This window comes from candidate division Zixibacteria bacterium HGW-Zixibacteria-1, from assembly GCA_002838945.1.
GTDB lineage: Bacteria > Zixibacteria > MSB-5A5 > GN15 > PGXB01 > PGXB01.
In genome coordinates, this window is sequence record PGXB01000030.1 from 20,557 (window position 1) to 46,359 (window position 25,803).

At 48.5% G+C, this 25,803-nt stretch carries 27 protein-coding genes and 1 riboswitch; of the genes, 18 read left to right on the forward strand and 9 right to left on the reverse strand.

Annotated features, from left to right (window positions below):
- Positions 1–32 precede the first annotated feature (32 nt).
- Positions 33–152, forward strand: a riboswitch (FMN riboswitch).
- 59 nt (positions 153–211) lie between these two features.
- From ribD to CVT49_11390, 18 genes are all read left to right on the forward strand, one after another.
- Positions 212–1,309 (forward strand): riboflavin biosynthesis protein RibD, encoded by a 1,098-nt coding sequence (gene ribD / locus CVT49_11305; protein PKK82890.1) that lies wholly within the window; start codon positions 212–214, stop codon positions 1,307–1,309.
- Entirely contained in the window at positions 1,309–1,944 is a 636-nt protein-coding gene (locus CVT49_11310; protein ID PKK82891.1) for a riboflavin synthase, read from the forward strand. The genes ribD and CVT49_11310 overlap by 1 nt, the downstream gene beginning before the upstream one ends.
- A gap of 17 nt (positions 1,945–1,961) precedes the next feature.
- Positions 1,962–3,167: a bifunctional 3,4-dihydroxy-2-butanone-4-phosphate synthase/GTP cyclohydrolase II gene (locus tag CVT49_11315; GenBank protein ID PKK82892.1), complete on the forward strand. Its 1,206-nt coding sequence runs from the start codon at positions 1,962–1,964 to the stop codon at positions 3,165–3,167.
- Positions 3,168–3,175: 8 nt separating this feature from the next.
- Positions 3,176–3,652, forward strand: coding sequence for a 6,7-dimethyl-8-ribityllumazine synthase (locus CVT49_11320; GenBank protein PKK82893.1), 477 nt, complete (start codon positions 3,176–3,178; stop codon positions 3,650–3,652).
- Positions 3,649–4,053: a transcription antitermination factor NusB gene (gene nusB / locus CVT49_11325; protein PKK82894.1), complete on the forward strand. Its 405-nt coding sequence runs from the start codon at positions 3,649–3,651 to the stop codon at positions 4,051–4,053. The genes CVT49_11320 and nusB overlap by 4 nt, the downstream gene beginning before the upstream one ends.
- A 136-nt stretch (positions 4,054–4,189) precedes the next feature.
- A complete protein-coding gene (locus tag CVT49_11330) occupies positions 4,190–7,237 on the forward strand; it encodes a hypothetical protein (GenBank protein PKK82895.1) in 3,048 nt (1,015 codons plus the stop codon).
- Positions 7,234–8,346 carry a hypothetical protein gene (locus CVT49_11335; GenBank protein PKK82896.1) on the forward strand — a complete coding sequence of 371 codons (1,113 nt, stop codon included), beginning with the start codon at positions 7,234–7,236 and terminating at the stop codon, positions 8,344–8,346. The genes CVT49_11330 and CVT49_11335 overlap by 4 nt, the downstream gene beginning before the upstream one ends.
- A 6-nt stretch (positions 8,347–8,352) precedes the next feature.
- Complete coding sequence (locus CVT49_11340) at positions 8,353–9,372, forward strand: hypothetical protein (protein ID PKK82897.1); 1,020 nt, start codon at positions 8,353–8,355, stop codon at positions 9,370–9,372.
- Entirely contained in the window at positions 9,353–10,084 is a 732-nt protein-coding gene (locus CVT49_11345; protein ID PKK82898.1) for a hypothetical protein, read from the forward strand. Before CVT49_11340 ends, CVT49_11345 begins: the two co-directional genes overlap by 20 nt.
- Positions 10,085–10,096: 12 nt before the next feature.
- Positions 10,097–11,062 carry a hypothetical protein gene (locus CVT49_11350; GenBank protein ID PKK82899.1) on the forward strand — a complete coding sequence of 322 codons (966 nt, stop codon included), beginning with the start codon at positions 10,097–10,099 and terminating at the stop codon, positions 11,060–11,062.
- 13 nt (positions 11,063–11,075) lie between these two features.
- Positions 11,076–13,307 (forward strand): hypothetical protein, encoded by a 2,232-nt coding sequence (locus tag CVT49_11355; protein ID PKK82900.1) that lies wholly within the window; start codon positions 11,076–11,078, stop codon positions 13,305–13,307.
- A gap of 8 nt (positions 13,308–13,315) precedes the next feature.
- On the forward strand, positions 13,316–14,323 hold the full coding sequence (locus CVT49_11360; protein ID PKK82901.1) for an oxidoreductase: 1,008 nt from the start codon (positions 13,316–13,318) through the stop codon (positions 14,321–14,323).
- The gene (locus CVT49_11365) at positions 14,320–15,003 is read left to right on the forward strand and encodes a transferase (GenBank protein PKK82902.1); all 684 of its coding nucleotides are present in this window, start codon (positions 14,320–14,322) and stop codon (positions 15,001–15,003) included. Before CVT49_11360 ends, CVT49_11365 begins: the two co-directional genes overlap by 4 nt.
- The gene (locus CVT49_11370) at positions 15,003–15,719 is read left to right on the forward strand and encodes a hypothetical protein (protein ID PKK82903.1); all 717 of its coding nucleotides are present in this window, start codon (positions 15,003–15,005) and stop codon (positions 15,717–15,719) included. Before CVT49_11365 ends, CVT49_11370 begins: the two co-directional genes overlap by 1 nt.
- Before the next feature lie 256 nt (positions 15,720–15,975).
- The gene (locus tag CVT49_11375) at positions 15,976–16,497 is read left to right on the forward strand and encodes a hypothetical protein (GenBank protein PKK82904.1); all 522 of its coding nucleotides are present in this window, start codon (positions 15,976–15,978) and stop codon (positions 16,495–16,497) included.
- Positions 16,498–16,766: 269 nt separating this feature from the next.
- Positions 16,767–16,976, forward strand: a complete 210-nt coding sequence (locus CVT49_11380; GenBank protein ID PKK82905.1) for a hypothetical protein — start codon at positions 16,767–16,769, stop codon at positions 16,974–16,976.
- A 107-nt stretch (positions 16,977–17,083) separates the two neighbouring features.
- Positions 17,084–17,674 (forward strand): hypothetical protein, encoded by a 591-nt coding sequence (locus tag CVT49_11385; GenBank protein PKK82906.1) that lies wholly within the window; start codon positions 17,084–17,086, stop codon positions 17,672–17,674.
- Positions 17,508–18,119 (forward strand): hypothetical protein, encoded by a 612-nt coding sequence (locus tag CVT49_11390; GenBank protein ID PKK82907.1) that lies wholly within the window; start codon positions 17,508–17,510, stop codon positions 18,117–18,119. Before CVT49_11385 ends, CVT49_11390 begins: the two co-directional genes overlap by 167 nt.
- Here CVT49_11390 and CVT49_11395 read toward each other — a convergent pair.
- The 9 genes from CVT49_11395 to CVT49_11435 all read right to left on the reverse strand — a co-directional run bounded on the left by CVT49_11395 (position 18,116) and on the right by CVT49_11435 (position 25,715).
- Positions 18,116–19,396, reverse strand: coding sequence for a hypothetical protein (locus CVT49_11395; protein ID PKK82908.1), 1,281 nt, complete (start codon positions 19,394–19,396; stop codon positions 18,116–18,118). The two genes, CVT49_11390 and CVT49_11395, sit on opposite strands and share 4 nt — an antisense overlap.
- The gene (locus CVT49_11400; GenBank protein PKK82909.1) at positions 19,393–19,836 is read right to left on the reverse strand and encodes a hypothetical protein; all 444 of its coding nucleotides are present in this window, start codon (positions 19,834–19,836) and stop codon (positions 19,393–19,395) included. The genes CVT49_11395 and CVT49_11400 overlap by 4 nt, the downstream gene beginning before the upstream one ends.
- Positions 19,836–20,396, reverse strand: coding sequence for a hypothetical protein (locus tag CVT49_11405; GenBank protein PKK82910.1), 561 nt, complete (start codon positions 20,394–20,396; stop codon positions 19,836–19,838). The genes CVT49_11400 and CVT49_11405 overlap by 1 nt, the downstream gene beginning before the upstream one ends.
- Entirely contained in the window at positions 20,393–22,000 is a 1,608-nt protein-coding gene (locus tag CVT49_11410) for a hypothetical protein (GenBank protein ID PKK82911.1), read from the reverse strand. The genes CVT49_11405 and CVT49_11410 overlap by 4 nt, the downstream gene beginning before the upstream one ends.
- Before the next feature lie 8 nt (positions 22,001–22,008).
- Complete coding sequence (locus tag CVT49_11415; GenBank protein ID PKK82912.1) at positions 22,009–23,145, reverse strand: hypothetical protein; 1,137 nt, start codon at positions 23,143–23,145, stop codon at positions 22,009–22,011.
- Positions 23,146–23,154: 9 nt separating this feature from the next.
- Positions 23,155–23,628 carry a hypothetical protein gene (locus CVT49_11420; protein ID PKK82913.1) on the reverse strand — a complete coding sequence of 158 codons (474 nt, stop codon included), beginning with the start codon at positions 23,626–23,628 and terminating at the stop codon, positions 23,155–23,157.
- A gap of 6 nt (positions 23,629–23,634) precedes the next feature.
- Complete coding sequence (locus CVT49_11425) at positions 23,635–24,072, reverse strand: hypothetical protein (GenBank protein PKK82914.1); 438 nt, start codon at positions 24,070–24,072, stop codon at positions 23,635–23,637.
- Positions 24,073–24,154: 82 nt separating this feature from the next.
- Complete coding sequence (locus tag CVT49_11430; GenBank protein PKK82915.1) at positions 24,155–25,369, reverse strand: hypothetical protein; 1,215 nt, start codon at positions 25,367–25,369, stop codon at positions 24,155–24,157.
- On the reverse strand, positions 25,362–25,715 hold the full coding sequence (locus CVT49_11435) for a hypothetical protein (GenBank protein PKK82916.1): 354 nt from the start codon (positions 25,713–25,715) through the stop codon (positions 25,362–25,364). Before CVT49_11435 ends, CVT49_11430 begins: the two co-directional genes overlap by 8 nt.
- Positions 25,716–25,803: the final 88 nt, after the last annotated feature.

Sequence of the window (25,803 nt, forward strand, 5' to 3'; positions counted from 1 at the left end):
TTGATTTTGGCGGAGAGATATTTATATTGGTAGAAATTCTTCGGGGCGAGGCGAAATTCCTCGACCGGCGGTAAAGCCCGCGAGCCGCATAACGCGGTTGAATCGGTGAAACTCCGGTGCCGACGGTACAGTCCGGATGGGAGAAGAGTAAGGATAGGTGTATTCTATCCGGCCTGTAAGCTAATGCCCCGATGATAATTGGGGTTTTTTTATGGCCGACAAATATGCCGAACGATTTATGGCCCTGGCCCTGGAACTGGCGCGACAGGGGGGCGGAAAAACTTCACCAAACCCGATGGTTGGGGCGGTGATTGTTAAGAACGGCAGGATTGTCGGACGCGGTTATCATAAGAAGGCCGGGACCCCCCACGCCGAAATTCACGCCCTTAACGAAGCCGGGAGCAAGGCCCGCGGCGGTATCCTGTATGTCACTCTTGAACCATGCTGTCATTACGGCCGCACCAAGCCATGCGCCGATGAAATCATTCGCTCCGGTATCAGCGAAGTTTTTTATTCCATGCTTGATCCTAATCCACTGGTGAGCGGCAAGGGGGCGGCCAGGTTTAAAAAGGCCGGAATAAAGGTAACATCCGGAATTCTTCGTCACGAAGCCGAGTTGCTTAATGAGGTCTACGTGAAATATATCAAAACCGGGATACCCTTTGTAATTCTAAAAACGGCCCAGACCCTTGACGGCCGCATTACGGCCTCGGGCGGCGACTCGAAGTGGATCACCGGAACAAAGGCGCGGAAGATGGGACATCAGCTTCGCGCCTGGTGCGACGCGGTTGCTGTCGGCGGCGGAACGGCCAGGATCGATAATCCGGAACTGACGGTGCGTTTGGTCAAGGGGAAGAACCCTTATCGAATCATCCTGACGCACTCGGCCAAATTGCCGAAATCACTAAAATTATTCGGCAATAATAATGATGCCAAAACCATATTGGCCACGACGGATCGGAACGGCAATCGGATAAAAGCAAAAAATCTTATTGTCTGGTCGATCAGGGGGAAAGACGGGAAGCTGTCCCTAACCGATTTTCTGGAAAAGGCGGGACAGTTTGGAATTACTTCGATTCTCATTGAGGGCGGGGCCACCCTTGCGACGGCGTTCCTCAAAGCTGGACTGGTGGACAAGCATTATATATTTATGGCGCCGAAGATAATTGGCCGCGGTATTGAGGCAGTCGGCGATCTAAATATAAAGAAAATAGGCGACGGCATTGGATATAATAATATGTCCGTGAGGACTGATCTAACCCCGGATATTCTTGTAATTGGTTATCCGAAAAAGAAAATGAGCAAGTGATGTTTACGGGAATTATCGAGACCATCGGCATTATCGGGAATATAAGCGTCAGGGGCAATTACACCCTGCTGACAGTCAAGCCGGCCCGCACGTTCGAGAATCTGAGTCCGGGCGAATCCATTGCAGTGGATGGTTGCTGCCTGACTGTAACCGCCTTCGATAACAGGTCCTTTACCGTGGAAGCCTCGCAGGAATCGACGCGCCTGACCATTATCAATAATTACAAAACCGGCGCCGGTGTCAATCTGGAACGGGCACTGCTTCCGACCGGCCGCCTGGGCGGACATTTTGTATCGGGACATGTCGATTGCAAAGGAAAAATCGCTGCCGAAAAAAAGATCGGTGATTCCCTGGAATTGACAGTATGGTTCCCGCGGGAATTCGAAGATTACATAGTTGAAAAGGGTTCTGTCGCCCTGAATGGGATAAGTCTCACGGTGAACAAAGTAAGCGATGACACGTTTACGGTTAACCTGATTCCTTATTCCCGGACCGAGACAACGGTGAATTCGCTCAAGGCGGGTGATGAAATAAATCTTGAATTCGATATCCTCGGCAAATACATCGCCAGGTTTTTGAATAAAGGCAAGAAAAGTAATTTAACCATTGAAAAACTAATAGAGAGTGGTTGGTAATTAGTCACGGAGAAACAATGAGTACATTTGACAAAATTCCGGACGCAATAGAAGATATTAAAAAAGGACGCCTGGTCATTGTCGTTGACGACGAGGACCGTGAGAATGAAGGCGACTTTATCATGGCGGCCGAAACGGCCACCCCGGAGACAATCAATTTTATGGCGACGCATGGCCGCGGTCTGATTTGTGTTCCCCTGAAGGAAGACCGGATCGAGAAACTCAAACTGCATCCGATGGTGGAATCGAACACCGCACTGCATGGGACAAGATTCACCGTTTCGGTCGATGCCCTTCATGGTGTCAGCACCGGCATCTCGGCGGCCGATCGGGCCAGGACAATTCAGGTGCTGGCTTCGGATGATTCGATCCCCGAGGATCTCTGCCGCCCGGGACATATTTTCCCGATCCAGGCGAGGATGGGCGGGGTGCTGTCCAGGGCCGGCCACACCGAAGCGGCTGTCGATCTGGCGCGGATGGCCGGATTCAAGGCCATCGGCGTCCTGTGCGAGATTATGGATAAGGACGGTTCTATGGCGCGGCTGCCGCGGCTTCAGGAAATGGCCAAAGAATTCGATATGAAATTGATTACCGTCAAGGACCTTATAGAATACCGGCGGCATATCGAAAAGCTGGTGCAAAGACTTGTGGAGGTCGATTTCCCGACCAAGTACGGGCATTTCAAGTTAAACCTCTATAAATCACAATTCGACGATCATCATCACCTGGCCCTGGTCAAGGGTGATGTCAGCGGAAAGGAAAATGTCCTGGTCCGGGTGCATTCGCAGTGCCTGACCGGTGACGTCTTCGGCTCCATGCGCTGTGACTGTGGGGACCAGTTGGCCAATGCCATGATGCAGATTGAAAAGGAGGGGCAGGGCGTGCTGCTTTACATGCGCCAGGAAGGACGCGGCATCGGGTTGGCCAATAAGATCAAAGCTTATAAGTTGCAGGAAGAAGGGCGCGATACGGTCGAGGCCAATAATGATCTCGGCTTCAAAGCGGACCTGCGCGATTATGGCATCGGTGCCCAAATTCTGGTCGATCTGGGCCTGAGCTCGATTCGACTGATGACCAATAATCCCAAGAAGATAATCGGGCTGGAAGGATACGGATTGAAGATAACCGACCGGGTCCCGATTCAATTCGAGCCGACCAAGCATAATTTGAAATATCTTGAAACCAAGCGTGATAAACTTGGACATATATTATCAATTATTTAGGAGTTGATATGAACTATAAAGAAATTGCCGGGAACCTTAACGCCGCAGGGCTGAAGGTGGGAATAGTCGTGAGCCGGTTCAACAGTCTGTTGACGGCCAAACTTCTTGATGGCGCCCTGGATTGCCTGAAAAGACATGGGGCCGATGAGACAAAAATTGGTGTTGCCTGGGTACCTGGTTCATTCGAAATTCCCTATGCCGCATCAAAAATGGCCTCATCCAAAAAATATGATGCGGTCATTTGTCTTGGCGCGGTAATCAAAGGGGATACGCCTCATTTTGATTTCATTGCCAGTGAAGCTACCAAAGGTATCGCCAAGACTGCCATGGAGAGCGGCATGCCGGTTATCTATGGCCTTATCACCGCCGATACCCTGGAGCAGGCCATCGAGCGGGCGGGGACCAAAGCCGGAAACAAGGGCTGGGATGCTGCTCAGGCGGCGATTGAAATGGTGAATCTGTATCGTGAAATCGAGAAATCATGAGTTCCAGACGAGTCGGACGCGAATATGTACTAAAAGCGCTGTATGCTCTTGAGCAGGGGACGCAGACGGTTGATGAAATTAAGGCGACGGTATTGGAAGAAGGAAATCTCGATGAAAAGACACTATCGTTCACCCGCCATTTGTTCGACGAAGTGGTAAAGAATCTCGAGACCATTGACAAGCGCATAGTTGAGGTGGCCCAAAACTGGAAACTCAGCCGAATTGCCATTGTCGATAAGAATATTCTTCGCATGGCCATCTGCGAGATTATGTATTTGCCGGACATACCGATGAAGGTGGCCATTAATGAGGCGGTCGAGTTGGCCAAAAAATACAGCACTTTCGAATCGGCCTCGTTTGTCAATGGGATTCTGGACCGGGTTTTTCACGAGCAGGAATGATGGGATACTTAATGGAAAGAGCCCCGCATCGGCGGGGCTTTTTCTAATGCCATGAAATATTGGCTTATCACATTTTCCGGCTGGACAAATCGCAAAAAATGGTTATATTCTAAGTCTGTTTTGTATAATATCTTAGGTGGAAATTGATATCGAGGACGAGGTGCACAACAAAATATCCGCCGAAAGTGTAAATTCTACGTTCGACAGGGCAAACGCAATTATTGCCGGCTTAGTTTTCTTGATTGCCCTGGTGGTCTATTTCCTGACCAAAGCGCCGACCGTCTCATTCTGGGACTGTGGTGAATTTATCGCCTGCTCTTATATCCTGGGCATACCGCATCCGCCGGGATCACCGCTCTACATAATCTTCGGTCGCATTTTCGCTTTTTTTCCGATCGCCGCCGATATTTCGGTCCGGGTCAATTTGTTCTCGGTGATCAGTTCGGCCTTTGGCGCCATGTTCGGCTATCTGGTAACGGTGCGGGTAATCAGGTTCTGGTATGATCGGCGCAGTGATATTTACAACAAAATCATCATTTATATCGGCGGTTTTACCGGGGCGCTTTTTATGGCGTTTTCAATGACTAACTGGGGCAACTCGGTTGAGGCAGAGGTTTATGCCGCAGCCATAATGGTGATGATGATTATTTATTGGCTGGTCTTGAAATATTTTGAAAACCGCGAAACCGCTCCCGGCGGAAAGTTTATGCTTCTTGCGGCCTATATGGCGATGCTCGGTGTCGGCATACATCTGACGCTTTATGTTATCGTTCCGGTACTGGCCGTCTATTTCATCCTGAAAAAAGAGGTTCTCACCAGGCAGTGGGCGATTGTTTCGCTGTTCTTTTTTGTGGAACTATTTTTGATGTTTATGCTGTCGGCAAGGCCGGGGGAGATCCCGTACTATCTGCCGGTACTCATTATTTTCGTGGTCTTTGTATTTCATTCGGTCATGCTAAATAAGCTGGTTCGTCCAATATTGATTACTATCATTTTGTATCTGTTTGCCATATATCCTGTCTATTTTCTGGCGGTCGATACAGTCTCCTCGAGTTTAACGGGATCCGGTTTGGCCGAATCGATATCGGGGCTGGCGGCAATTCCGATCGGGTGGATAGGATTTATCGCGTTGGTTTTGTGGGGATTATTTTCGGTTTTCAGGCTATATATGCCAGTGGCCGGTGAAGACGCCGGAGGCGTATGGCTGATAACCGCGGTTTATTCGCTGGCGCCGGTGGTTCTGATCGGCATCGGATATTTATTCAGCGGCTATTATGCTTTTATGGCACTGACATTGATAGTCCTGGCGCTGGTGGCGCTGGTACTATGGAAACATATCAACTGGCTGATCCTGATCGGCTTCGGCGCTATTTCGATGGTAATTCTCGGATTCTGGTACCTTGTGACCGGCATCGTCGTGGGCGGAACCGCCATAATGCTGTTCGGGATATTATTCAAAGACAAAAGCTGGAAGACGGCGCTGGCCATAATTCTACTAGCCGTAATCGGCTATTCGGTCCATTCATATATTCCGATTCGTTCCGCACATAATCCGGCTATCGACGAAAACAATCCGTCACGTTCTTTTACCGCCCTGGTGGGGTATCTTGAGCGAAAACAGTACGGCACCGAGACAATGACTTCGCGCATGTTCGAAAGAAGGGCCGAATGGGTAAATCAGTTCGGCGATTACCGGCATATGGGGTTCTGGGGCTTTTTCAAGGATCAGTATGGATTCGCCGGAGCGCGCTTCTTTATTATCCTGGTGCTCGGGTTGTTTGGTATCTGGGAGACGATCCGCCGCAAACCCGAGATAGGGCTGCCGCTGCTGACGGTGATACTGGTATGTTCGGTTGGAATTGTCTTATACATGAACTTTGCCGACGGGACACGCCTGAATCAGATTACGGGAATGGATTATCTCGAAGTCCGGGACCGGGACTATTTTTTCACGCCGGCCTTTGTATTTTTTGGCCTGGCTATCGGGCTAGGCATCGCGGCATTTATTGATCTTGTCCGCGACACGGTAAAAAGTCATGGCACTGCGGTTCGAAATGCCGCCTTTGGCGTTACCTCTTTATTGGTCTTTTTGCCGATCATGCCGCTGACGGGGAATTATTTCTACAATGACCGGTCACGGAATTACATGGCTTTCGATTATGCCGACAATTTCCTGAAAAGCTGTCCGGAAAACGCCTTGTTTATCACCAGCGGCGATAATGATACTTTCCCGGTCTGGTGTCTTCAGGAAGTTTACGGCATCAGAAAAGATGTCAAGGTGATCAATTTATCACTGGGTAACACCGACTGGTACATAAAGCAGTTGCGCGACAAACTCAATGTCCCCATCGTCTGGACGGACAGCCAGATCGATCAACTGCGCCCTTACAAGGATGAGGAAGGGACAGTGTTTCGCATTCAGGATCAGTTGACCGATCATATTATCACCGTGAACAAATGGAAATACCCGATAGTTTTCACGGTTTCATCACAGCCGGAGAGCCGGCGCTTCCGGGGCAAATCGCTCGAAGATAATTTAATAATCGAGGGTTTGGTTTATCGTATGACGCCGAATAAGGGGAAGGACCAGGTTGATATCGATTTGACGAAAAAATTGTATGAAGGTGAATTCGAATATCGCGGCGTTGCGGATCCGACTGTTTATAAGGACGAAACCAGCCGAAGGCTGACGAATAATTATGCCCAGGGTTTCCTGCTGATGGCTGATACGATGAAAGGGCTGGACAATTATGAAGGGGCTTTGGAATATGTACATAAGGGCTTGAAAATTTTGCCATGGTCATATGATATTTATGCTTATGCCGCCCAGACGCTCGGACAGATGGGTCACCTTGACACCCTTCAGGCCTTTATCGACAATGCACCGGTCGAGGAAAAATGGAAACTTTACTTTAACTGGGGCATGGCCGCCAGATATGAAGGGCGGGTCGATGACGCCATTAAGGTTTTGGGACAATGCCTGCGGCTTTATCCCGGTTACACCGAGTGCTATCGCGGCCTGGTCGGGACCTTATATCAAAACCGGCGGTATGCGGGGTTGCGCCAAGTGGTTAATGGGTGGGTCAAGGATCATCCCGATGATATGGAATCGGTCCAGCTTCTGCAGCAAATCAAGGGAATTGACATTTCACAAGACACTATTCTTGAAGGATCCGGTAAATGAAAATACTTGCCCTGAACTGGCAGGATCTCACCAACCCGATGGCCGGCGGCGCCGAAGTGCATCTCGAGGAACTTCTTAAAAGGATTGTCAGGAACGGACATGAGGTCACCCTGTTTTGTTCCGGTTATGATTCCTGTCTGCCGGAGGAGACAATCGACGGGATCAGGATTATCAGACGGGGTAATCGATACAATTTCAACTGGATAGCACCGCCGGCTCTGCGTAAGCTGGTCAGGGAAAACCATTTCGATGTAATGATCGAGGATATCAACAAGATTCCGTTTTATACCCCGCTCTATTTAAAAATCCCGACGTTGGTCGTCGTGCCGCATCTGTTTTCGACAACAGTATTCAGGGAAATCAACGCCCTTCTGGGATTATATATATATTTATTTGAGAAACCGCTGGTGCCTGTGTATCGAAAAAGAAAATTCAATGTAATCTCGGAATCAACGGCGAATGATATTGTCAAACGCGGGATTCCTTCGGGCAATGTCTCAGTGGTCCATTGCGGGATCGACAATACGGTTTACAATTTCGATGCTTCTCTTCGCAAATTCGAGAAGCCGACCGTCCTGTATCTGGGGCGGATCAAGAAATACAAGTCGGTTCAGCATCTCATTCTGGCGTTTGAACGGATTCTACGCGATCTGCCCGAAACCGAGTTGAAAATAGTCGGAGCGGGCGATTATGTTCCAAAACTTATGGCGCTGGCGGGCAGGCTCAAAGTTCGGCATAAAATTGATTTCACCGGCTTCGTCAGCCAGGCGGAGAAAGTGAATTACCTGCGCCGCTCGCATGTGGCGGTTCTGCCGTCATCCAAAGAGGGCTGGGGTCTGACCAATATCGAGGCCAACGCCTGCGGCACGGCGGTGATTGCGGCCGATTCGCCGGGGTTGCGGGATTCAGTCCTGAATGATAAAACCGGCTTCCTGTATGAGTTCGGGAATATAAATCAGTTGGCGGAAAAGCTGCTTACTATCCTCCGTGATAACGAGACGCGCACTCGTTTGGAAAAGGGGGGACTGGAGTGGGTCAGGAAATTCAATTGGGACGACGCCGCAAAAAAGTTTATGGAAATTCTTGAAGGAGTGGCCGCTCAGGGCTGAGGCAATATGGGGAATCGCAAATTCTGGTCAATAATTCTCGGGCTCGTCATTTCGGCCATTTTTCTCTTTCTTATATTTCGTAATGTTGATTTTAAGGATTTGGGGACAGCGCTCAAGGGAGCCAATTATTGGTGGCTGATACCCAATATATTTTTCGTGGTGCTGGCGATGTTTCAGCGGGCCGAACGCTGGAAATATATGGTTAAACCGATAGCTGATATAACATATGGTAAGTTACTGTCGGCCACATGTATAGGGTTCATGGCCAATAATGTCCTGCCGTTGCGGCTGGGCGAGTTCGTTCGCGCCTATGCTCTTGCCCGAAATGAAAAACGAATCACTAAATCAGCGTCCTTGGCGACTATCTTCATCGAACGAATGGTCTTTGACCTGCTGGCCCTGCTTCTGATATTGTCGGTCATTATGATGATCGTTCCGATTAAGGTCGACAAACAGTTCAAAATTGGAATCGCGCTGTCTCTTCTGGTCGCTTTTGTTGGGCTGATTTTCGCGGTTGCCGTAGTCATGAAACCGGAGGGATCCGGCCGGCTGCTGACTAAATATCTCTTTTTCCTTCCGGAAAGAATCAGGGGAATTATAAGCCAGACGGTGATTAAATTTTCCAAGGGGCTGCTATTTCTAAAAAATCCTAAATATATTGTCTGGGTATCGGGCCACACATTATTTCTCTGGCTCTGCATGGGCATCTCGAACATTTTTGTTTTCTACGCATTCGGCTTCGATTTACCCATTTACGCGTCATATGTGCTCCTGGTGGTGGTTTCGATATCAATCCTGATACCATCATCGCCCGGATTTATCGGCGTCTATCACGGCGGTGTCGTCTGGACCCTGCATTTCTTCGGGATCGGACCGGATGAAGCCGTTTCCTGCGCCATTGTCCTCCATGCGGCACAGTTCATTCCGATTACTCTGATGGGATTTGCCTATTTGTATAAAGAAGGGCTCACCCTCAAACAACTTGAAAAAGAAGCGCTCAAGGAAAATGAAACCGATGCATCATGAAAAGATTCTGGCGATTCTTCCCGCCTACAACGAATCCGGCAAAATCGGACGGGTCGTGGAAAAAATCAAAAAGATCGATCTGGTCGACACAATTCTTACAGTCGATGACTGCTCGGCCGATGACACTTCAGGCGAGGCGGCCGCGGCCGGCTCGCTTGTTATTCGCCATGAAATAAATCGAGGGGTTGGGGCGGCGATCAGAACCGGGATAATGTTCGGCCGGGAAAATAAATTCGATATCGGGATGGTTCTATCGGGCGACGACCAGCATGAGCCGCAGGAAATCGACCGCGTGGTGGCACCGATTCTGGCGGGTGAATATGATTTTATTCAAGGATCGCGACGCATGAAAGGGGGACGGGTGGTTAACGATCGTCCCTTTCGGATGGTGACGACCCAATTGTATTCGGTGTTGTTTTCTCTTCTCGTTTTCAGGCGAATTACCGATGCCACCAACGGATTCCGGGCGTTCAGGATGTCCGTTTTCGATGACCCCTCAATGAACCTTCATCAGGATTGGCTTGACAGGTATGAACTGGAGCCATATATATTATTCAAGGCTGTCACCAGCAAACAGATTCGGATGAAAGAGGTGCCGATCACTATTTATTATCATGGCGAGAGAAAGCAGTTTACCAAAATGAAGCCGTTTCGTGACTGGTGGCGGCTGGCCAAACCGATGATTTACCTGGGACTGAGAATTCGGAAATAAAGGAAACCCAAAATGATAAAGATCGATTTTACAGGAAACACCGTTCTGATAACCGGAGGGGCCGGATTTATCGGCTCCAATCTGGTCGGGCGGGTGGTCAGGGCCGGGGGGAAAGCAATCGTTCTGGACGATCTCTTTACCGGCGATCTGAAGAATATTGACCCCGACCTGCCGTATGAATTCGTGGAAGGAAGCGTTACCGATTATGAACTGGTTCGTGATCTGATGGCGCGGGCCGATTATGTGGCCCATCTGGCCGCACGGAATATTATCATCTCGACCAAAAACCCCCTCGAAGATTATCGGACCAATATCGGCGGGACGTTGAATATTCTTATGGCCGCCCGTGAAACCAAACCAAAACGGATTGTCTATTCATCATCGGCCTCGATATACGGAAATCCCAAGATTATGCCGATTGTCGAGGATGAAAGCCCCTTGACTTTTTCGCCGTATTCGGTATCCAAGCTGGCCGGTGAAAATTATTGCTATGCCTTTTATGAAACCTATTTTGTGCCGGTCACGGCGGTGCGTTATTCGAATATTTACGGGCCGAAACAGAACCCGGCCAATCCATATTGTGGCGTGATTTCCAAGTTTATTGTGTCGATAGACCGGGGCGAATCCCCGCAGGTTCATGGCGACGGGCATCAGACCAGAGATTTCACCTATGTCGATGATGCCGTCGATGGAACACTGATGGCGCTATTGTCGCCGCGTTCGGAAGGGATGGTATTCAATATCGGCAGCGGCGCCGAGACAAGTATTGTCGATTTGGTTCGTACCCTTGGTGAGCTGATGGGCCGGAACGCGGAGTGCTCGCACATTGACCGCCGCGACATTGACAATATTCGGCGGCGCGTTTTGAATATCGAACGGGCGCGGACCCGTCTGCGGTGGCAGCCGCAGGTGACGCTGCGGGAAGGGCTGCGGCGGACGATTGACTGGTATAATGCCATAAAGAAAAAGACAGCCTGAGTGCCGATCTTAAATGCTCAAGCATCTTAAATTCAGACAATTACTTTATGCCCTGATCGTAACCTGTTTGCTGGTTCGCTTCATATTTATCATGGCGGTTCAGCAAATACCGGTTATGTGGGACGCCCGGATATATTCCTCGGCCGCCCTCGGTTTGATTCATTTTATCAAAGATCCTGACCGATTTGGCCATCCTGAGATCGACTCACCGGCCGATTCGGCTTTTTACCGCGCGCAGTTTGAATATGAAATGAATGATCTGATCCAGGGGGAGCAGATCAACTGGCTGTATTACAAAATTCCGACAGCGACGGAAGCACAGGATTATCTCTTTTTATCGGGCCCGGTTTACCCGGCCTTTCTGGCCGCTTTGTTTTATATCAGTCCGGCCGGGGATTTTATGCTGGTACGGATATTAAATGTCCTGCTGGATGCCATTAGCCTCCTTTTGTTGATCCTGATTGCCTGCCGTCTTTTTGGGGAACGCACAGCCATATTGGCCGGTCTGCTTTATATTTTTTATCTTCCGTTTATATTGCTGACCGGCGTCGTGTCGCCCGAACCTTTGACAAAATTGATGATTCTGCTGACGACATATTTAATTCTTCTGTGGTATGACCACCAGAAAAGCAAATACCTTATATATTCCGGAGCGATGCTCGGGCTTCTGGCGCTGTTAAAACCGACCGCGGTCCTGTTGTTTATTCCATTTGGGGCGGCTGTAATATTTGACTTCCGGAAACAGATTGGAAAAATAGTCCCGCCGCTTATCAAAGCGGCGGTCCCGTTTATAATAATAATAATACCATGGATTATAATCACCAGCCTTTATTACGGCAAACTTTCGATCCGCGATCCTGATTACTCGGCCGCCAACATAAGATCGAGTTCATCGATTGAATATGAAGGCTATGATCTTGACTATACTGATAAGGATTTCTGGGTTTCGCCGGTCATGAATACAATTGCCGAGCAGCCGATTGGATATGCCGGATTGATGGTAAAGAAATTTATCCGGCTGTGGGGACAGCCGTTTAATGATTTCAGGCAGGCCTTTGTAATCGGGCCGCGGCTATCGTTGCTGTATCATTTTCTGATAATCATAACCGGGCTTTTTGGAGTTTTTGTTTTTTTGGCGGATTCAAAAAAAGGGCTGATATTGCTGTTTTTATTGCCGTTTTACTATACCGGAATTCATGTTATTTTTCATGCCCTGGCGAGGTATAATCTTAATGCCATGCCGTTTGTGATTGTGGCATCAGCAGCGGTTATGCTTAAAATCTATGATTATTTCAAAGAAAAATTAAGCGTCAATAGGATTTCAACGGCTGCTAAAATGGTCCTTATATTGGCCGGGCTGGCTGCGGTTCTTCTGTTACCGGGAGGATTGGCGGTTTCGCTTATTGGAAAAAGCGGGGCCGCCGTTACCGCCACAGCAAAAGTGATTATTCTGGTTGCCCTGTTATATTTTGTCTATAAAGAATTACGGCCTGTTATCGGCAAAAATGTCGGGGCGATTATGGCCTTTCCGGCCATATTGCTTGTCATCGTGACTTTAGTGCCGGCTTTGTCAGCCGACAGTTGGGCCGAATGGAAATGCCGGCTTAACAGCCCCAACGGGCAGGCCGGAGTCAGGATATATATTCCGGATGGTTTCAGGCTGGGGCCGGGGGAACCGGCCCGGATCGGTATCGACATGACTCGTGAAGATGGCCGCGGCCTGAAGGGAAACGTCTTCGGTCTGTCAATCAATGGGCAACGAACGGTTCTTGATCCAAGCCGACCGCCCTTTTCCGATTTCTATTACAGAAAGATGACTTACAACGTTTTTCAAAACATTCTGGGTGTCGATTCCATGCAGATGCCGGCTTGGCGGTTTATTCCACTGAATCCGGAAATTTTCAATCAATTATTGGATCAATACGGATATATCGATATTGTGGTTGATAACGGCGGGAGCGGCTCTCTTGAGCTGCGGGGGGGATATAATATCGGCCGTACTGCAACATTCAGAATGCCCAGCCTGACGCATTCGTCGATCGAAAGGTATATCCAGAAAGGCGACCCGAGAATCTGGACCGATTATAATCTTTCTTCCGATTCGGCGATTAGTTATTATATTGAGAACAGCCGAAACCGTCAGGTCGAATATGAAGATTTGTCGGGATCTTTCGGAAGACAGGCCGGGCGGTATCGCATTATTCTGGAGATAAAACGGCTCAATGAAGCCAGGTATTATTTTTAGGAGTGAGCATGAATATCGGGATAATCGGATGTGGCTACTGGGGACCGAACCTGGTCAGGAATTTCAATGCGCTCAAGGGCGCCCGGGTGTTCGGGGTTTCGGATCTGAGGCCGGAGCGGCTTGAGTATATATCCAGACTGTACCCGAATATCAAAATTGTCACCAATGACTGTAACGATATTCTGCGCAGCAAAGATATCGACGCCGTGGTCATTGCCACGCCGGTATCGACGCATTTTCCGCTCGGTATGGAAGCGCTTGAAAATGGTAAGCATCTATTAATGGAAAAGCCGATGACGGGCACCACCGAGCAGGCGGAAGTTCTTATTGAAACGGCCGAGAGAAAGAAATTGACTCTGATGGTGGATCACACTTTTATTTATACGGCGGCCGTCCGGAAAATAAAGGAAATTGTGGTTTCGGGCGAACTGGGGGAGATATATTATTTCGACTCGGTGCGGGTTAATCTGGGGCTGTTCCAGAGCGATGTCAACGTTGTCTGGGATCTGGCGCCGCATGATGTTTCGATTATGGATCACCTTCTGGATCAGTCACCGAAATCGATATCGGCAACCGGTGTGGCGCATTTCGATAACGGTATTGAAAATATGGCCTACATCTCCGTGTTGTATGAGTCGGGTTTGATCGGGCATGTGCACGTCAACTGGCTGGCGCCGGTGAAGATTCGCAAAACACTTATTTGCGGATCGAAGAAGATGATTGTTTATGACGATGTCGAGCCGTCGGAAAAAGTAAAAGTCTACAATAAAGGGGTCGAGTACATAAAAAAACGCGAAGAAGCGTATGATATTCTGGTTCAGTACCGGACCGGCGATATGCTGGCTCCAAGACTGGAATTGGTGGAGGCGCTGACCCTGGTATCGCAGGAATTCTACGATTCCATCAATGAGGGCCGAAAGCCGCTAACCGATGGCATGACCGGATTGCGGGTGGTGCGGATTCTGGAGGCAGCCAATACCTCGCTCAAGCAGGGCGGAAAGGTGATTGAGTTGTGAAGAATGTTAAGATAATCGGCGATGTCAAAATATATGACAATGTAAAAATTGGCGAGAATTCAATCATTTACGGCCCGGCCGTGCTCGGCCAGCCGCCGCGCGGGAAAGAAGCCGGGGCGCTGGAGCTGACCATTGGGAAAAACAGCATTGTCAGACCGTTTACCACAATCTATGCCGGCAATATAATCGGCGATTATTTCCAGACCGGGCAGGGAACGTCGATCAGGGAAAACAATGTCATCGGCAACAATGTCTCGGTCGGTACCAATGCGGTTCTGGAATTCGAAAATAAGATCGGCGATAACTGCCGGATCCATTCGGGATGTTTTCTGGAAATGGTGACCCTGGGCGATTTTGTTTTTATCGGCCCCAATACGGTCTTTACCGACGACCCGCATCCGATGAACTGCCCCAAGTATAAAGATTGCGGCGGCGGCGCCATCGTCGGTGACCTGGTAAAAATAGGCGCCAACTGCACCTTTCTGCCGGCAGTCAAAATCGGGCGGGGTGCCTTGATCGGGGCCGGCTCGGTGATTATCGGTGATATCCCGGAAATGATGGTGGCGGCGGGCAATCCGGCCAAAGTTATTAAGCCGGTAAATGAGCTCAAGTGCCGAATTAATGCGTACGAACGGCCCTATCTCTGGTGGCCGTATATCGATCAGGAAGACAGCCGCTGATGCCGAACTCGGATATCCTGGTGGCCCTCTTTTCCTACAATGAGGGCGAAAAACTCAAAAACCTTATAAGCAGTTTTCCCCAAAACAGATTCTATGACCTGTTGTTTGTCGATGATGGCTCCGACGACGGCAGCGCGGAATATATAGAGGAAAAGGGCTTCGAGTTGATTCGTCACAGGACCAACATCGGAATCGGCTGCGGTATCCGGGAGGCGATTCAATACGGCCAAGGGCATGGTTACCAACTAATTGTAATCATGGCGGCCAACGGCAAGATGCAGCCGTCCGAAATAGAAAGGCTGACAACACCTCTTCTGAACGATCGCTGCGACTATGTCCAGGGTTCGCGGTATCTTCCGGGCGGGCAGTCGCCCAATCTGCCTCTTTTCAGAAAAGTCATGGTAAAACTTTTCACGGCCATTGCCTTCATGCTGACCGGCTTCAGAGGCACTGATGTCACCTGTGGATTTCGCGCCTATAGACTTTCCCTTTTTGATGACAGACGGTTAAATATCGACCAGGTGTGGCTGAATAAATATGAGATGGAATATTATATTCATTTTCATGTTATTCGCAGGGGTTACCGGGTTTTAGAGGTTCCGGTATCCATGATATATCCAAGGGAGAGGGGCAATTACAGCAAAATCAGGCCGTTTGTCGGGTGGTGGTCGATGATCAAACCGTGGATCTACCTGATTTTGAAAATCCGAAAATAAATAAACGATTTCCCAAAAAAATCGTATAATAATTTGCAGGGAGAGAGCAGCATTTCCTGTAATGAGCCGTCAGTGGATTTCGGGGGATATTAATTGACGGCGAATGTATCCCGGCCCATGGATGGGCCGGGTTTTTTTTTATTAAGGCAGCATTCTTGTTCCATGCATCCAGATATAACCGTAATCCCATAATTTTCAAACTTGACATTGGAAATCGACAAGCCTATTTTCCGTTGCAGGGAGATAGGCTTGGTTTATGAAACGAAACATTATTAAAATTATTGCAGTTTTGGTCCTGATAGCCGGCCTGGTCGGCATATCGGTGATCAAGTCGAATTTATCGGCCAGGCGATCTGCCGAGTCATTGCAATCGATAAAGGATGAATATTTCCGTACCCGCGACAGCCTGCTTCTGCAGAAATTTGATGATACGACCAGAGTCTATGTTGATTCCATTCAAAATTTAGAGAGATTTTATCTGACCCAGATAGATAGTTTGAATGACTATCATGCCGACCGGGAAAGCCTGCTGACGGCTGAAATTGAGAAACAAAAGGCCAGGAATACTGCATCCCAAAAAACAACTGTTGCGGAAAAACCGCCGCAGGATACGATCTCGCCAATAGTTAAAGCGGACTACAATAGTCTTCTAAGTCGTCTCCCGGGCGATTTAACTGATTATGAGAGAAGAGTCTCTACGGATGAGATAATTATTGAGCTGTCAAAAAAGTATAATCTTTCGCCGGAAAAGATAAAAAAGATTACCGGCTCGACCTGAATATAATCCTTAATAATTTTATATATTTTCCAGAAAATTGTCATAGAAAAGCCTTGACAACGATTTAACAAATACTATTATTATATGTAAATAGTCTACATTCCTTAACCGCCATATACCTGTTTTTTAGCGAAGCACCTTGCGATGAATTAAAAGACCATATCGCCATACGATTTAAGGAGGTGATAAAAAGGCTGATTTAGAGCACCCCCAAATAGCCCTTCATTGATAATGATTCTAAAACCAAACGGCTAAGTGGGAGAAACACTATGCCCCCGAGAAAAGAAGCAGAAGAGTTTGCCGCAGTAGGCGTAAAAGACTGCTGGCATCCGTATGGTTTGCAGGACCTGAGTCCTGACAAATTCGTCAAAGTAGTCACCAGGATTTTGGCGGGAAAGTTTGAGCTGCTTGATCTGAAATGGGATAAAGGTATTAGAATGGCGCGGGCCGAGCAATATGGCGGGCCCATCATAAGCTGATTAATAAGGCAGCAGTAGGTTGGAAAATTTGACGATTGCGGCCGGTTCCACCGGCCGCTTTTTTTTGCGCAGAAATTAGTAATATCTCCAATTGAAAATTAAATATATTGACAAATAATTTCGTTTTAGGGATATTCGCGATAACTTGCGATGAACTTTTAATTGATTGGATTGTAACAGATTATATGATAATCAGAATCAAACAGGCAGTGATCATAATTTTATTTTCGGCGGCCCTGGCAGTCATTGTCAACCTCGCATCAGGAAGCCGAATTCCCTTTGTAGGCGACTGGCCGTCCATATCGGGATCGGATAGCGTTGCGGTTCCGCCATCGGCGGAAGAAGGCGATCCTCCTTTTATTTCGCTTGATGAAGCCGCCGCTCGATATCAATCGCCGGGGACTCTTTTCATCGATGCCCGCGACCCGGAAGACTATGCCGTGGCCCATGTCCGGAATGCCGTTAATATTCCATACGACTATTTGGATGACTATCATGAGCAGTTGATGATGATCCCGGTGGACCGGGAAATTGTCATCTATTGTTCCGGAAGCGAATGTGAATTGTCGCTGTTTCTTGGTCGCGATATGCAGGACATCGGTTATCAAAGAATATTCATCTTCTACGGGGGTTGGCGTGAGTGGGAAAGAGCAAACCTGCCTGTGGAGAAGGGAGAAGGAATTGAACGGAACCAATAAATTTCTCCATAATGATTTTCTCGGGTTGATCGTTCGGCTGTTTATCGGGATAATTTTTATCTATGCTTCTCTGGATAAGATTCAATCCCCGGCGCAATTCGCAAGGATAATATACAATTATCATATTATGCCGGGCATGTTGATAAACATCCTTGCCCTGCTGTTGCCCTGGATCGAAATTATCAGTGGAATGTTATTGATTGCCGGTATTTATAAGGAAGGCAGCATTCTTATTATAAATGTAATGGTCCTGGTTTTTATCGTTGCCATCGGTGTAAACCTGTATCGCGGCATAAATCTTGAATGCGGATGTTTTTCGGTCAGCTCCAAAGCAAAGGAAAGCGCCGTCGGACTATTATTAAGAGATATCGGGCTATTGATTTTGGGCGTGTATGTATATTTGAACAGGTCCCGGCGTTTTGATCTTATAAAAACAAAAGCTTAATTATTTAGAATTCGCGGCGTAATCATTATCGTCAGATCGGTCTTGGTCGTCTGCACTGATTTATGTTTGAAAAGCCCGCCGATAATCGGAATCGAACCCAGAAAAAAGACCTTCTGTTCGCTTTCGATTTTATCTTCTTTGAACAACCCGCCCAGCACGGCCGTTTCTTCGTTTTTAACCGTGATTCTGGTATGAATTGACCGCTCCGATGTAATCGGTTTCTGATTATCCAGAGGACCGGAGTAGCCGATAATCTCGGCAACAGTCGGATTTACATCGAGGATAATCTGGTTATCTTCGGTTATATGAGGGGTGACATACAGAGTGATGCCGACTTCCTCATCCTGAAAGGTAACGATATCCTGGACGGCGCCGCCCTCGCTGAAACGATTAATAGTCTGAATAGGCACAACTGTGGCGACCTTGATTTCGGCCGGGTGGTTGTTGAGAGTAGTAATTTTAGGATTCGAGATAAGCTTGGAATTGCCGCTTTGCTCAAGGAATTCGAGGACCAGATTGAGCTCATTAAGAGATAGTTTTCCCCATTCCCATTTTCCATCGGGAAGGTCGATCTGGCCGACCGCTTCATTGGCAGTAGCGAAGGTGGTTGTTCCGCCGGCACCAGTGGTTACGCCATGGCCGCGGGCGGTGAGGCTGGTGGGCCACTTAAAACCGGCCTGGAGATCGGTGTCGAGGTTGGTTTCAACAATCCTGACTTCGATCGCCACCTGCGGTTCCGGCCTGTCGGTTTTTCTGATAAAATCGGCGACCAGCCTGGCGGCATCGGGAACATCGATAATGACAATTTGCGACGGTACCGGTATTCCGGTTTTCGATCCTTTGTATTGCGGATCGGTCACAATATTTATTTTTCCTCTGGCGGACAGAAGCCCTTCGGCGGCACTTACAGCCGCGGCCGGGGAGATATAGTCGAGCGCGACGGTCTCGATGACCAGTTCGCCCTGGGCCGGCATTTCGACCGGTTTGACGACGATAATATTGCCGGCCAAATAATAGTTGTAGCCGTTGGAGGCCAGGATAGCACGAAGGGCATTCTCGAGACTGACATTGTCGAGTTTGATGGATATGCTGCCTTCAATCAGGCCCGACTGAACGAGATTCAGATTATATTGCTGTGCAATCATGTTCAGCACCGTGGAGATCGGGACATCATCGTATTGCAGTGATATATCGACGTTCAAATCAGGTGAGCCTGAAGACGCGGGAGTGTGTAATGCGATAAAGATTAAGGCTATTAATAAGATGCGTGATTTCATGACTTTTCCTTTATAATGGTCAGAGTAAATTGGAGTCCGTCCTTATCAAGGGTGACCGTTTCCTTATCAACTTGTACTACCCTGGCTCCATTTATTATATCGCCGCCACGAACGATTTTCTTATTGATAATCGCCGATGGGCTGTTATTGTCGAAGAGAATTCCGCTCAATGTCCAGACCGGCTGAGTCACCCCGACTGCGGAGAGAATGATGTGTTTGGGGCCGCGGTAAAACGGATCACGTCCCCATTCGAGCGCAGAATATTTTTCAATGTTAATACTCTCGGTTTTGATTCCGGTCCGTATAGCGTCTAATTTGGCCACCGGGCGCGGCACGTCAACCTGCGTTCTGGGTTTATTCCCGGATAGGTTGTAAACACCCCAGATAACCGCGGCGATGAAAATAACGTAAATGATTCGCTGTCGCTTTTTTGTATCCATCAGCTATCCTTAATAGTTCCCAGAACGGCCCGGAAACCGAGACTTATATCGGACAGGGGCCGTTTTTCGACCGGGTTGCTGATCCGGCAGTGATTGAGCCCCTTGTAAAAACTTTGTTTCTCAATTTCTTCGATAAATTTGCCAGCATTCGACAAGGTTCCTCGAAATTTGAGGGTCATGTCGAGCATCCGGGGCGAATTCGCATCGGGTGGTGCGTTATTCAGTTCGAGAAGTTCCTGGAGGGAAGGGGATATCTCGACCAGCTCCAAATCATGTAAATGCGCCTTCCCCGCAAACTCATCAAATAACTTTATCAGGTCCTCTTTGGAATATAACCTCGAAATCAGCAAATGCTTTTCTTCAAGCATTTTTTGCCGCATATCGCAATATTCCGGAATCTGTATTATGACATTTTTGAGATCGGCCAGCTGCCTCTCCGACTCGTCTACCGAGGACCTCAGTTCCCGGTTTTCCTGTATCTGGGGTGACGTTATAAAAAGATACCATACCAGCGCAATGCCGGCGGCCGCAGCTATAGTTATGATTATTTTCTGCTTCATATTGCCGCCCCCATTCCGAGTTGAAAGTCTATGACAAAGCCGTCATCGGTTACTTTCTTGATATGGCGATTCAGTTTGACATCTTTAAAAAATGGCGAGCCCTGCAGACGGGCGATAAATTCGGCCAGGACGATTTCCGGTGGCGGGTCCGAGGAAATAGCATGACCCGTCAGAATAATTTTACAGGTATCGCCTTCATTAACCAGATCATAAACATCCAGTTTGATTTTTTCCGGAGCCAGTCTGGATAATTCTTTAAGATTGAGATTAAGGAAGGTCGGCTCCTGATTGAGTTTATCCATCAGCATCCGGTCGGCAGCCATCTGACTCTTGATTGAATGATACATTACATAAGTCGGAGAGCCGCGAAACATGGCCATCTGATTTTCAGCCGCCGCCAGACGGATATGATCGATGCCGTTTGCAAATTTTAGAGAACCCCAGTAAGCAACCAGGACCGCCATAACCACTAGTACTGCCGGCACGGCTTGCCTCAGGAAGGCAGCATTGTCCCGTTTTTTCTTTTTTTCGGGAGGGAGAAAATCAATCAAGCCGGGACTGTCCAAAGCCAGGGCCACGGTCGCAAGTGAAACCGGGATCTGATCTACAATATCTTCCAACTCCGGCTGAGCCTTCAGTAAGCTCTCGATCGGAAAGCGTTTAAACTGAATGCCGAAACGATCGGACAGATTCGCAATCAGCTCATCCGAGTATGACAGGTCACCATAGACAAATACGGTATCGGCGGTCGTACTGGAAAATTGCCCGACATAATAATCCAGGGAGTTCTGTATTTCGTTAACCAGCGTTTCCGTGAAATATTCGTATTTGATGCTGTTTTCGGGCCCACCCGATAATGTCTCCGAACCGACCGAACTGATATGCATGAATTCGAGCCGGGTCCCGCGATAAAAGCTGATTTCGGAACTATTTTTCTTGACGTTTATCAAAGCATAGGTCACGGCTGGGTCGAAATTCTGTATGTAGGGAAGCATCCGACCGATGGCCTCTAATTCATGGTGTACACTGTGGACATTGGTCCCGATTGTGTCAAAAAGCTTCAGCCTGTCATATATATCGCTTTGGAGAACCGCCAGCAAGGACGCCGAGACGGTATCGTTCTGGTTGCTTCTTACGTTTTCATTTATGTAATGCCCGTAGAAGGCCTTTTCCAGACCATATGGAACTCTTTTATCACCTTCCCAATATATCGCCTCTGCCAATTCACTGCCGGACATCCGGGGAAGAGTGATAATCCGGAAGGCGGTTTTGGGGCCGCCGATGCCGAGGACATATCTTGTGGAAGATGTCCCGAATCTTTTAATGTATTCTCTAATTTCCTTAATAATAAAACTCCGCCGGTCCTCCTCGGTTTTCAGCGAGCGAGGCAGATACTCTTTGGAAATATGAATCAGCTTTGAGTGAAACAGGGTCTGCTGGGCCACGGCAAATTGCAGGAACGACTGATCGAAATGCACGGCAATTGTGCGTCCGAATCGGCGACGCCCTGTAGTCCTGAGCGAATGCAGAAACAGCTGGAGACGGCTTTTCAATTCCTCACCGGCGATAGTTTTATTTTCCATCAGCGTGCTTTTCATTGCCATTATCCTGTCTAAATAGTGAAGGTAATCGACGATCCATCGCTAAAAGTTATGCTAAAGGCTGTTCCGGCCATATTAGCCGCCGGGCCTCCGCCAGATGGTGAGGTGTTAAAATCCTGTAATTTGATAGTAATGGTCGAACCGTCGGTTAGCGTTTTCGAACTATTGAAAGTGGCGCGGTCGCCCGATCCGAAACGCGGGCTTGTCTGGTTGGCAACACTGGCGTTGTCCCAGCGGACGCGTTCATAATAGGCAGTGGGCGAATGAGTATAAACGGCCTCCAGCCAGTCTATGGTAATGTTTGCGCCGGAATTGTTGGTAATATTGAATTCTACATCACGACCGCCGTTGGTGGTGGTGGCTGATCCGGCCACATATTCGACACCGCTTCCTCCGCCGGGGCCGCCGCCTCCCGACCACAGGGCATACCCGAATCTGATATTGTTGACAACCGAAGATCTGGGTGGGACGGTAACATAAGAGAAGACAGTGTCATTGGTGGTCGTGGACACCACCGTAATGGTATGATTGCCCATCGGCAGGCCGGCCAGACTGTAATTGCCCGAGGGCGAAGGCTTGACAGTCAACGTTGACATTGAGCCGGCGCCGTCAGGAAATTCGATTATAACATCAACTTCACCGCTGTGCGTGCCGGGGGGAATGCTCTCGGCATCAAGAATGGTCCCTCGGATTGAATTGGCGGTCAAATCGGTGATATCTGCGGCCAGTTGTTTGGTGAGATTGCTTCCCGAACCGGATGAGGTTATTGTCAAACTGCCGCCATAGGCGTATTCAACACCCCACCCGTCTTTCTTGAAATCATCGGAAGCTTCGACAAAATTGTTGCTGATATAAGGTCCATTCCATGTCGAAAATCCCGATGGAGCGGCAACCAGGGCATCCAGATCGGGCGGCAGGGAGCCGACATCGCCGACATAGCCAAAATCGATGCGGCTGCCGTTGCTCATCAGATCGGGCTTACCGACCATGGCATCGGCCAGAGCCTGCATCTCGGTCCGCGTTGATTCGACGCGCCCGGTTTCGATTGATGATTCCATCGTTTTCATAGCCACACCGGAAATGATACCGATAATGATTATCACCATTACCAGTTCAATGAGTGTCATGCCTTTTTCTGAACCAAACATATTATCCGCCTAAAAAGTCACTACAATATCAGGGTCCGCCCCCAGAGAAGTTATTGTCCTGACGGCTGGGTCATAGCCATAGACGCTGTCCCAGGCGTCATAAAGATATTTATTCCCAGCGCTGTCCAGATATGGCCCGTTCCAGCCGACACGGCTGAATTTATCATAGGCCGGAATGGAATCCGGTTTTCGCACCAGATCGACCAGATTTGAAGGGGGATGGCCGACATCGCCGATAAATCCCCTGTCAATGTATTGTCCCCCTGTTACCAGTTGGGGATTACCAATGATAGCTTCCTTGATTCGTCGCATTTCCTCCTTGGTAACATTTATTTTGGAGTTTTCCGAAAGCGATCCGAATCGGGGGATAGCCACGGCTGCCACGATACCGAGGACCACAATAACTATGACCAGCTCAATAAGTGTGAAGCCATTTTCTTTTTTAATCGGTCGATATACTCTACGGACAAGTGAATAATCCATTTCGGATTACCAGTTGTTTTCGCCCGCGGAGTTAGTGTTCGGCCAAATCTCGCCCGTGTTAAAATTATAGGCCCAGCCGCCGCGACCACCGCTGACATTGCCTTTACCAAGGGCACTGCCGTCGACAATACTATCCAGAGCCATAGCATCGTCCTGGTACGGGTTTTTGGGAAGGCTCTGTTCCATGACTTCACCGATCAGATTGACAGTATCCAGGGTCGGCCAGACCGCGGTTCCGGTGGTGACTGCCTTGTTGGCATAATAAATTGAAATGCCCGATCTGAGGGCGCCAAGGGCACCGCGGGCCGAAGCTTCTTTCGCCTCCGATGAAATATCGGCATACTTGGGAATGGCGACCGCGGCCAAAATGCCAAGAATTACAATAATGATCACCAGTTCAATCAGAGTAAAACCACTCTGTTTTGAGAGATTTTTGAAGGCCATAGCTACTCCTTAGTTGTTTAAAATTGGTGTTGCTAGTTTATAAGATTATTATCGGAAATTAGTCCATTTTCTTTACTTTTCTTCAACCCCGGAATACTTGAATTAAGTTCCACATTGGCAAGAAGATAGCCAAGGCAACTATGAGCACGAAAACACCCAGAACCACGGTCAGAATCGGCTCCAGGAGCGATGTCAAATGCCGCGATTTATAATCCACTTCTTTGCTATAATGACTGGCCGTTTCATGCAACATCAATTCCATCGAACCGCTTTCCATTCCGACCTGCATCATGCGAAGCGCCATTTCGGGAAAAAATTCAAGATCTTTTATCAGGGATGTTAATTCCCTTCCTTCACGGAAAGAATCGGCCATCTGGTCGATTTCAGATTTTAGCTGAGAATTTTTGATAACATTCGAGAGCATTTCAAGTGAACGCACGATAGGAATGCCGCTGGCCAGCAATATCTGGAAAATATATGAGAACCGGGCAATGTTGCCTTTTACAATCAGATCGCCGAAGACCGGTAACCGGAGAAAGCCCCTGTCGAAAGACAGCTTCCCCGATGGTGTCGAGTAGATTTTTCGTATTATAAAAAAGGAGATACCGGCGGCGGCGACGACAATTATCCAATAACCGGTCACAAATTGATTGACCCAGATAAGCAATTTCGTCGGCAGGGGAAGGGAGGCGCCCATCTTGGAATAAAAGGTCATGAAACGGGGGATGACAAAGGTAATCAGGACCACGAAGGCTCCCATGATGGCTCCCACCACCGCCAGCGGATACCTCGTTGATGATTTTATCTGGCGGTTCAGTTCCATATCGCGCTCCAGCATCTCGGCGAGAGAATCCAATATCGTGTCCAACTGCCCGGAAACTTCTCCGGCGGCAACCGTGGCGCTGTAAATACTGGGGAATATTTGGGGGAATTCTTCCATTGATTCCGAAAGCGAGCGGCCGGCCTGAACCCGGTCACGAATGTTTTTTAAGGCGGTATTAAAATAGCTTTTGGAATCACCCACCCTGATCATGGCCAGCGCATTTAATATGGGAATACCGGCATGGTACAGAGTTGACAAGCTTCGTGTAAAAATAATCAGGTCCTCGTAAAGCCGCCCCTTCATGAATCCAAACAGCCCGGGGCGATCGTCTGATTTTTGGGCGGTTATCCGGGTGGGAACAAGCTGCTGTTCGGCCAGGATGGCCGCAACTCTTCGGGCATCTTCAGCCTGAATGGTTCCGGTCATCAGTTCGCCTGCGGCGGATCTGGCCTTATATGAAAATGACTTAGACATTGATTGCGGTCTCTCGCTCAGTGCCGACAACGGCCTCCCGCTCGACAATCGAAATCACGCGCAGCAATTCCTCGAGGTTAACTTCACCGCTTCGAACCTTGTCGAGCCCCTCTTGAAACAGCGGCCGATAGCTCTTGCTTGAGGCATAATTCCTGAATTTGACATCCGAAGCATTGTTTATAATCATTTCCGACATGACATCATCGACGATAACCAGTTCATATATGCCGGTTAATCCTTTGAATCCGGTCATGCGGCAGCGATTACATCCGGTGCCTTGCCTGAACTTTATTTTATCCGCTTCGGCCTGAAGTCCGGCGATCTTGATCTGGATTCCTAAATTCACAAACGAAGTGCAACACCTGTATAAGGTGTTGTTATGGGACAAATCTACAAACAACTTACGGTTGAAGAACGGTGCGAAATTGCCCGTT

Coding starts and splice junctions, on each gene's coding strand:
- ribD (PKK82890.1), top strand. CDS start 212: ATGGCCGACAAATATGCCGAACGATTTATGGCCCTGGCCCTGGAACTG.
- CVT49_11310 (PKK82891.1), top strand. CDS start 1,309: ATGTTTACGGGAATTATCGAGACCATCGGCATTATCGGGAATATAAGC.
- CVT49_11315 (PKK82892.1), top strand. CDS start 1,962: ATGAGTACATTTGACAAAATTCCGGACGCAATAGAAGATATTAAAAAA.
- CVT49_11320 (PKK82893.1), top strand. CDS start 3,176: ATGAACTATAAAGAAATTGCCGGGAACCTTAACGCCGCAGGGCTGAAG.
- nusB (PKK82894.1), top strand. CDS start 3,649: ATGAGTTCCAGACGAGTCGGACGCGAATATGTACTAAAAGCGCTGTAT.
- CVT49_11335 (PKK82896.1), top strand. CDS start 7,234: ATGAAAATACTTGCCCTGAACTGGCAGGATCTCACCAACCCGATGGCC.
- CVT49_11340 (PKK82897.1), top strand. CDS start 8,353: ATGGGGAATCGCAAATTCTGGTCAATAATTCTCGGGCTCGTCATTTCG.
- CVT49_11345 (PKK82898.1), top strand. CDS start 9,353: ATGAAACCGATGCATCATGAAAAGATTCTGGCGATTCTTCCCGCCTAC.
- CVT49_11350 (PKK82899.1), top strand. CDS start 10,097: ATGATAAAGATCGATTTTACAGGAAACACCGTTCTGATAACCGGAGGG.
- CVT49_11355 (PKK82900.1), top strand. CDS start 11,076: ATGCTCAAGCATCTTAAATTCAGACAATTACTTTATGCCCTGATCGTA.
- CVT49_11360 (PKK82901.1), top strand. CDS start 13,316: ATGAATATCGGGATAATCGGATGTGGCTACTGGGGACCGAACCTGGTC.
- CVT49_11370 (PKK82903.1), top strand. CDS start 15,003: ATGCCGAACTCGGATATCCTGGTGGCCCTCTTTTCCTACAATGAGGGC.
- CVT49_11375 (PKK82904.1), top strand. CDS start 15,976: ATGAAACGAAACATTATTAAAATTATTGCAGTTTTGGTCCTGATAGCC.
- CVT49_11380 (PKK82905.1), top strand. CDS start 16,767: ATGCCCCCGAGAAAAGAAGCAGAAGAGTTTGCCGCAGTAGGCGTAAAA.
- CVT49_11395 (PKK82908.1), bottom strand. CDS start 19,396: ATGAAATCACGCATCTTATTAATAGCCTTAATCTTTATCGCATTACAC.
- CVT49_11400 (PKK82909.1), bottom strand. CDS start 19,836: ATGGATACAAAAAAGCGACAGCGAATCATTTACGTTATTTTCATCGCC.
- CVT49_11405 (PKK82910.1), bottom strand. CDS start 20,396: ATGAAGCAGAAAATAATCATAACTATAGCTGCGGCCGCCGGCATTGCG.
- CVT49_11410 (PKK82911.1), bottom strand. CDS start 22,000: ATGGCAATGAAAAGCACGCTGATGGAAAATAAAACTATCGCCGGTGAG.
- CVT49_11415 (PKK82912.1), bottom strand. CDS start 23,145: ATGTTTGGTTCAGAAAAAGGCATGACACTCATTGAACTGGTAATGGTG.
- CVT49_11420 (PKK82913.1), bottom strand. CDS start 23,628: ATGGATTATTCACTTGTCCGTAGAGTATATCGACCGATTAAAAAAGAA.
- CVT49_11425 (PKK82914.1), bottom strand. CDS start 24,072: ATGGCCTTCAAAAATCTCTCAAAACAGAGTGGTTTTACTCTGATTGAA.
- CVT49_11430 (PKK82915.1), bottom strand. CDS start 25,369: ATGTCTAAGTCATTTTCATATAAGGCCAGATCCGCCGCAGGCGAACTG.